Source organism: Paucilactobacillus suebicus DSM 5007 = KCTC 3549, assembly GCF_001434475.1.
GTDB classification, from domain to species: Bacteria; Bacillota; Bacilli; order Lactobacillales; family Lactobacillaceae; genus Paucilactobacillus; species Paucilactobacillus suebicus.
This window is the reverse complement of the sequence record NZ_AZGF01000054.1, coordinates 1-7654: the sequence shown is the minus strand read 5'-3', so window position 1 is coordinate 7654 and position 7654 is coordinate 1. Positions and strand designations below refer to the sequence as shown.

The window sequence follows — 7654 nt, the reverse complement described above, 5'->3', positions numbered from 1 at the left end:
CAAACCACCCGTTTTACGGGTGGTTATGATTGTCTGATTTTATTAGAAGCCTTATTAGCAACGTTAATTCGAAATAAAATAAAATTCAACAATACGAGAATGGCGGTGACGATGAATACACCACCATAATCAAAAATTCCAGAAACATAGGCACCAATCATTGGACCGACAACATTACCAATGTATTGAAAGCTTTGATTCCAACTAAAAATTCGTCCAGTTACCTCTACCGGCGTGTTTTTAGCGAGGAGTGTTTGAACCTGTGGGATCATTGTTGCGTCTGAAATACCAACTAAGAAGCGCAAAATTCCAAGTTGCCAGACATTAGTAACAAAGGCCGTTGGCAGGAAGAAACAGATTGCAAGAATGAATCCAATACTTAAAATTCTCTCGGTACCAATTCGGTCTCCCAATCTTCCGAAAATTGGTGCCGCTGCCATGGTGGCAATTCCTGGCACAGCAGCGACAACCCCGCTTACCATGGTCACATTACCGCTGTGATGCATCAATTCCCGAACATACAATGAAATTATAGGAGTAATTGAATTGTTGGTTGCTTGAATGATCAGCGTTGTCAGTAGCATTCCAAAGATCATTTGTGGATCTTTTAATGCCTTGATTACACCACGAGTATTGGTAAGCTTTTTGGCAGGAACTGGTTTGAAGTCAGTTTCATGAACAAATAAAACGCTGGTAATGAACACAACCAGAAGAATCCCTCCTGTGATAAAGAAAGTGATTCGATAACTAAATGCGGACGCAAGAAACCCGCCTAATAGCGGACCGATTAAACTACCGCCAGTCAAACCCGCCATCAATGTGCCAAGGGCTTGACCACTTTTTTCCTTGGGTGTTTCAGTTGCCAGCAGTGCGTTAGCATTACTGACATAACCGGTAAAAATACCCTGAATAAATCGCAATGCAAACAATTGCCAGACGTTAGAAACGAGTCCGTCAGCTGCAATAACAATCGCCATACCTAAGGAGGCTCGTAAAATCATTGGTTTACGGCCGTAATGATCTGCCATTTTTCCCCAAATTGGGGATACCACTGCGGAAACTAGAAAAGTAATTGAAAATACAAGGCCGGAATAAAAATTAAGCTGGCTTTTAGTGAAGTTTCCAAGGGTGTCGACAAATAGTGACATGAATGGCATGATCTCAGAAAATGCCATTCCGGTAGCAAAAACACTGAACCACAAAACAATTAGGTTCTTTTCCCACGTTGCTCTCGGACGAAACATTTTACGCTTTATTGTCTTCAATAATGTATACTTCTTTCTTTTAAATTAGTTTTAGGTATACTTAGTTTGTAAAGAACGTATATCGGCACTAAATTTGGTGTAACTTAATTACTGTAACCGAATAATGTTACATCAATTTTCTTAGCGATACAATCATTTATGGCGCGGGAGGTCATTATGAACAATAAAAAGCGGGGCAAATTAAGACGATGGTTGGGGACCACATTTTTTACTATTCTGATCCTCATATCTCTAGGGCTGATTTTTAATGAACAGATTAAAAGTTGGATGATTTCAAGATATCAGCCGCAGGTTACCCGTCAAACAATTAAAAAAAGTAATTCTAAAAAAGGTAACTACAATTTTAGCAAGGTTAAATCACTTGATTTACAGACTGTAGCCAGTGCCCAAATGAACAAGCAAAAAATCAATGTGATTGGTGAAATATCAATTCCAGCAATCAAAATGAATTTGCCGATCGCCAAAGGTGTTTCTAATGTTACGTTAGCTTTAGCAGCTGGCACGATGCGTGCAGATATGAAAATGGGCAAGGGTAACTACGCCTTAGCGGGCCACAATATGCACACGAAGAATATATTGTTCACGCCATTGTATAGAAAAAGTGCAGTTGGTCAGAAAATATATATCACTGACCTAAATCATGTTTATCAGTACCGAATCTATAAGCGTACCTTCATTAAGGCAACTCGCCTAGATGTTGTTAAAAATACGCCCCATAGAAACATAGTGACACTTATTACGTGTGACGCACAAGGGAAAAATCGGCTGATGGTGCGTGGGCGCTTGCAAAAAACTATGAAATTTAAAGATGCACCAAAACAAGTTCAAAAACAGCTTAGTGCTAAATTTACTAACACGTCGGATTAATGATTAAGGTTGGTTTTGATTAAGTTCAGCCATGATGGTAAAGCTGATGCTAGGCTGTCATAGGTGTCTTGAAAACGATGGGTATACCAAGGGTCAGGAATTTCCTGGCCTTTTTTATTTGGAATTAAATCAAAAATTGCGTGGATTTTTTTCTGATCCTCAATCGGAGACATTTGCTTAGTGTGACGCATGTTCATATCATCCATACAAATAATGTAATCTGAATTTTCGAAGTCATTGTAGTTCAGCGGACGTGATATTAGACCGTCAGTTGGTAAATTGTACTTATGCATTATTTTGCGGGCGCCCGGGTGCATGGGATTGCCCTCCTCTTCATTGCTGGTTCCTGCCGAATCGACTGTAATTTTGGAGCTTAGGCCATTATCTGATACCATTTTACGAAACATCGCTTCTGCCATTGGTGAACGACAGATGTTTCCTAAACATACAAATAAAACTTTAGTCATAAAATAATCTCCTTTATTTATTTAATTTTCTTTAATCTCGTGCATTCCACTGTTAACTATCGTACATATTAGTTAAGATAGTAATAGTAGACAAGAATGGGGGATGTAGCTATGTTAACAACAATTATTGTAATTGTCGTGATTGTGGTCTTGATTGCCATTTATGCCGGAATTTATAACGGATTGGTTTCGGTCCGCACTCACACACAAGAATCTTGGAGCCAGATAGATGTTCAATTAAAACGCCGGAATGACTTGATTCCCAATTTGGTGGAGACTGTTAAGGGCTATACCAAGTATGAATCAGGTACGTTGGAAAAAGTCGTTGCTTTAAGAAATCAAATGACTCAGATTCCAGCAGATGATCATCAACAAATGATGGACGTATCGAACCAACTGACTAGTTCGTTGAAGAGTATTTTTGCTTTGTCAGAAAATTACCCTGATTTGAAGGCTAGCCAAGAGTACACTAAGCTGATGGAAGAACTAAGCAATACAGAAAATAAGATTGCATACTCTAGACAATTGTTTAATTCAACTGCGGCCAGCCTAAACATTAAGATTCAATCATTTCCAAGTAACATTGTAGCGAAGATTCATCACTTTGAGCAAGTTGCTTACTTGGAAGTGCCCGAAGAAGAAAAGGCAGCGCCGAAGGTTTCATTTGATGACTAATGGGGTGTTGTAAATGTTGTATCAACAAATTGCTCAAAATAAGCGACGAACCATTTATGTAATGATTGGTTTTTTGTTGCTAGTAACGGCTATTGGTGCGGCAATTGGGTATGTTTTTTATGACAGTTCAATTTTGGGAATAATAATGGCGGTTGTAATTGGCGGAATTTACATGTTGATTATGATTAGTCAGTCAACCTCAGTAGTTATGAGCATGAACCACGCACATGAAATAACAAGCGAGGATCAAGCACCGGAATTGTGGCATATTGTTGAAGACATGGCGATGGTTGCCCAGGTTCCAATGCCTCGAGTTTATATTATCGATGATCCTAGTCCTAATGCTTTTGCTACTGGGAATGATCCTAAACATGCCGCTGTTGCAGCAACTTCCGGAATACTAGAACGCCTAAATCGTGAAGAGTTGGAAGGTGTCATGGGCCATGAAATGACTCATGTTAGGAATTACGATATTCGGTTACAAACAATTGCTTTAGCATTGTCAGCCGTGGTATCCGTTCTTGTAAACATTGGTTTTAACTCTTTTTGGTGGGGCGGTGGCCGTCGAGGACGTGATAACGAAGGCGGCGGATATATCCAGATCATTATGATGATGCTTTCGATCCTGGTCATAATTTTGGGGCCGCTTGCAGCAACCATTGCCCAGATGGCGCTGTCCAGAAATCGTGAGTACTTGGCAGATGCAGGAAGTGTTGAGTTGACTAGAAATCCACAGGGATTGATATCAGCACTTCAAAAGATTTCAACGGCTCAGCCGATGAAAAAAGCAGATGCTAGTAGTGCAGCGATGTATATCGGTGATCCATTAAAAAAGAAAAAGTCTTTTGCTCACCTATTTGATACTCATCCGCCAATGGAGGATCGAATTGAGAGGTTGAGAAAGATGTAGTTATATAACAATGAAGTCGGTAACCTTATGTTCAAGGTTGTCGGCTTTATTGTTATTTAATCCGTCAATCCTTTAGTTTCTTGTTTCAAGATAATAGAAGAAAATAATCCCATAAAGTGCTGTGATAGTTACCAGATAGCTGGTCAGCAGTTTGGCAAATCACTTAAAAGTTAGCCCAAATGTAAGATTATTAAATTTTAAAATTCGTACATTTGAATTTTGACAAAATTTAATATCACTGAGCATTATTCCGTCCGTGATTAATTCAATTATCAAAAAAATTAATTTTGTTGTTCCATCCATGCTATAATAACGGGGTTGTATTACGGAATATATTTGAGAGCTATAGAAAGAGGAGCCTGTACTTTATGAAAATGAAATTAGCAGAAATCGCGAAAGCGATCGCTGTCAAAAATGATATTTCGAAGTGGCAAGACGTTGAAATCACTAGTGTCGCATTTGATAGTCGCAATTTAGTTGGGGGAGCATTATTTGTTCCTTTACAAGGACAAACTGATGGACATCGTTTTGCCAGTTCAGCTTTTGACAACGGAGCATCTGCTACGCTATGGGCGGAAGATCACAGTGTAACAACCAGTGAAGATCAGCCAGTGTTGGTGGTTGATAATCCATTGAAAGCTTTGCAGGAACTAGGGAAGTATTATTTACACAAGATTAATCCGATTGTAGTGGCAGTTACGGGAAGCAATGGTAAAACAACCACTAAAGATATGATTGCTTCTATTCTGAGCACACAAATGAACGTTACTAAGACTTACGCCAATTTCAATAATCAAATTGGCGTCCCAATGACACTGCTGGGAATGGAACCCAATACTGAAGCAGTAGTGGTTGAGATGGGCATGGATCATTTCGGCGAATTAGATTTCTTGAGTAATATGGTAAATCCCGATATTGCCGTTATCACCATGATTGGTGAGGCACACATTGAATTCTTTGGTACACGTGACAAAATCGCAGATGCAAAAATGGAGATTACGCACGGATTAAAAGAAGATGGAACGCTTGTGTACAATGGTGATGAGCCCTTACTGAACGAAAGAACGACTGATTTAAAACAAGTCTTGCGTAAGTTTGGTCGTCAGCTAAGTAATGACCTATACGCCACCAGCGTTAACGCAAAGACTCATGAAATCGAATTTCATGTCAATGTTTGGCCGGAAGACACGTTCACCATTCCAATGATGGGTGAATATAACGTCAATAATGCATTGGCTGCAATGACAGTAGGTCAAATATTGCATATTTCAACCAAAAACATGAAAAATGCACTAGCAAACGTAGAATTGACTGCCAACCGTGCAGAATGGATTAACGGCACTGCAGGCGAGCAAATTCTTAGTGATGTTTATAATTCTAATCCGACCGCTGCAAAACAAGTTCTACATGCGTTTGCTAAAACGCCAACTGAAGGTCGCCGAGTGGTAGTGCTTGGTGATATGCTGGAATTGGGGGATGCGGCACCGCACCTACATGCATCGTTAGAAAGCGAAATTAGTCCAAATTCAATTAGTGATGTTTATCTGATTGGGCCTCAAATGAAGTCTCTGTACTCTGAATTGACGTCACGTTATGGTGCAGATCATTTACATCATTATGACATAGAACAAAAAAATCAATTGACCAGTGACTTACTCGATTTTCTATCGCAAAAAGATGCTGTCATGCTTAAAGCCAGCCATGGGCTTCATTTGGAAACGGTTTTAGACTCCTTAACCAAGTAAAGCTTTAAGACATTTTTGTTGCACTTTGAGTTTTAAGCTTGTATACTAGCAAGGTTGTATATTTTTGAACAGTTAGTCACCATCTGTTGATGCAACGGATTTTGCTAGGATGATGACGCTCATAACAGGAGGAAACATTTTTGAAGTTTAGTGAATTAGGCTTATCAGATAGCCTATTAAAAGCAATCAAACGTAGCGGCTATGAAGAAGCAACACCAATTCAGGAACAAACGATTCCAATGGTCTTAGATGGCCAGGACGTAATCGGCCAGGCCCAAACCGGTACTGGTAAAACTGCCGCATTTGGATTGCCAATTATCGAACATATTGACACCGAAAATCCTGATATTCAGGCTTTGATTATTTCACCAACCCGTGAACTTGCTATTCAAACACAGGAAGAATTATATCGTTTGGGTAAAGACAAGCACGCAAAAGTCCAGGTTGTATATGGTGGCGCTGATATTCGTCGCCAAATTAACAACCTGAAGAACCACCCACAAATTTTAGTAGGAACCCCAGGACGATTATTAGACCATATTAATCGTCGTACTGTTAAATTGGCCAACCTAAAGACCCTGGTATTAGATGAAGCCGATGAAATGTTAAACATGGGATTCTTGGAAGATATAGAATCAATCATTAAGCAAACACCAGAAAAGCGTCAGACCTTGCTGTTCTCAGCAACGATGCCGCCAGAAATCAAAAAAATCGGTGTTCAGTTCATGACGGATCCTAAACAAGTTAAAATTAAGGCTAAGGAACTGACGACAGAATTGATTGATCAATACTATGTTCGTTCCCGTGACTTTGAAAAATTTGACATCATGACACGTATGATTGATGTTCAGGATCCAGATTTGACAATCGTCTTTGGTCGCACCAAGCGTCGTGTTGACGAATTGTCAAAGGGATTAATTGCACGTGGCTACAATGCTGCTGGTATTCATGGAGATCTAACTCAGCAACGTCGGACACAAATTATGAATCGCTTCAAAGCAGGTAAGATTGATATACTGGTTGCTACCGATGTGGCAGCTCGTGGATTAGATATCTCTGGTGTTACACACGTTTACAACTATGATATTCCACAAGATCCAGATAGTTATGTGCACCGGATTGGCCGTACGGGTCGTGCCGGACATCATGGTGTATCACTGACTTTCGTGACACCAAACGAAATGGATTACCTTCGTGAAATTGAAAAGTTGACCAAGGTTCGCATGTTGCCCCTGAAGCCACCTTCGGAAGAAGAAGCATTTAAGGGACAAGTAGCTAGTGCACTTGGCCAAATTGAAGAGTTGATTAACAGAACTGACAACGAGAAGTATGTTGACGAAGCTAATGAATTATTAAACAAACATGAAGCTGTTGATCTTGTTGCTGCATTGTTGAATGATATCACGCGTGATGATGCACATGCAGTACCTGTTAAGATTACTCCTGAACGTCCATTACCACGTCGCAAACATGGTGGCAATGATCGTAATCGTCGTTACAGTCGTAATGGTGGGCATGGTGGCCGCAATGGTGGCGGATACCGTGGTAATTCAAATAACCATCGTCGTGGTGGCAGTCATCGCCCAGAAGGTGGACACAGAAGCGACGGACATGGGAATGGCCATTCAAATCGTCATTCATACAATATCCATAAAAGATAGTTAGCACTTTTGTAATTTCGACGTTTTCATCTGTTGGTTCTTCGTCAAGAAGTACTGATATAAA

At 40.0% G+C, this 7654-nt stretch carries 7 protein-coding genes; 5 read left to right on the top strand and 2 right to left on the bottom strand.

Annotated elements, in window-relative coordinates:
• Positions 1 to 23: 23 nt before the first annotated feature.
• Positions 24 to 1244, bottom strand: a complete 1221-nt coding sequence (locus FD16_RS12220) for a multidrug efflux MFS transporter (RefSeq protein WP_056938571.1) — start codon at positions 1242 to 1244, stop codon at positions 24 to 26.
• 177 nt (positions 1245 to 1421) lie between these two features.
• On the opposite strand from FD16_RS12220, the gene FD16_RS12215 reads away from it, so the two are divergent.
• A complete protein-coding gene (locus FD16_RS12215; protein WP_010623191.1) occupies positions 1422 to 2132 on the top strand; it encodes a class A sortase in 711 nt (236 codons plus the stop codon).
• On the opposite strand, the gene FD16_RS12210 is transcribed toward FD16_RS12215, so the two are convergent.
• The gene (locus FD16_RS12210; RefSeq protein ID WP_010623190.1) at positions 2129 to 2599 is read right to left on the bottom strand and encodes a low molecular weight protein-tyrosine-phosphatase; all 471 of its coding nucleotides are present in this window, start codon (positions 2597 to 2599) and stop codon (positions 2129 to 2131) included. The two genes, FD16_RS12215 and FD16_RS12210, sit on opposite strands and share 4 nt — an antisense overlap.
• Before the next feature lie 111 nt (positions 2600 to 2710).
• Between FD16_RS12210 and FD16_RS12205 the strand changes: the two genes are divergently transcribed.
• From FD16_RS12205 to cshA, 4 genes are all read left to right on the top strand, one after another.
• Positions 2711 to 3274, top strand: coding sequence for a LemA family protein (locus FD16_RS12205; RefSeq protein ID WP_010623189.1), 564 nt, complete (start codon positions 2711 to 2713; stop codon positions 3272 to 3274).
• Positions 3275 to 3287: 13 nt separating this feature from the next.
• Positions 3288 to 4184 carry a zinc metalloprotease HtpX gene (htpX, locus tag FD16_RS12200; RefSeq protein ID WP_010623188.1) on the top strand — a complete coding sequence of 299 codons (897 nt, stop codon included), beginning with the start codon at positions 3288 to 3290 and terminating at the stop codon, positions 4182 to 4184.
• A 368-nt stretch (positions 4185 to 4552) separates the two neighbouring features.
• Entirely contained in the window at positions 4553 to 5929 is a 1377-nt protein-coding gene (locus FD16_RS12195; RefSeq protein ID WP_010623187.1) for a UDP-N-acetylmuramoyl-tripeptide--D-alanyl-D-alanine ligase, read from the top strand.
• A gap of 140 nt (positions 5930 to 6069) precedes the next feature.
• Positions 6070 to 7590 (top strand): degradosome RNA helicase CshA, encoded by a 1521-nt coding sequence (gene cshA / locus FD16_RS12190; RefSeq protein WP_010623186.1) that lies wholly within the window; start codon positions 6070 to 6072, stop codon positions 7588 to 7590.
• Positions 7591 to 7654 lie beyond the last annotated feature (64 nt).

Coding starts and splice junctions, on each gene's coding strand:
- FD16_RS12215 (WP_010623191.1), top strand. CDS start 1,422: ATGAACAATAAAAAGCGGGGCAAATTAAGACGATGGTTGGGGACCACA.
- FD16_RS12220 (WP_056938571.1), bottom strand. CDS start 1,244: ATGTTTCGTCCGAGAGCAACGTGGGAAAAGAACCTAATTGTTTTGTGG.
- htpX (WP_010623188.1), top strand. CDS start 3,288: ATGTTGTATCAACAAATTGCTCAAAATAAGCGACGAACCATTTATGTA.
- FD16_RS12205 (WP_010623189.1), top strand. CDS start 2,711: ATGTTAACAACAATTATTGTAATTGTCGTGATTGTGGTCTTGATTGCC.
- FD16_RS12210 (WP_010623190.1), bottom strand. CDS start 2,599: ATGACTAAAGTTTTATTTGTATGTTTAGGAAACATCTGTCGTTCACCA.
- FD16_RS12195 (WP_010623187.1), top strand. CDS start 4,553: ATGAAAATGAAATTAGCAGAAATCGCGAAAGCGATCGCTGTCAAAAAT.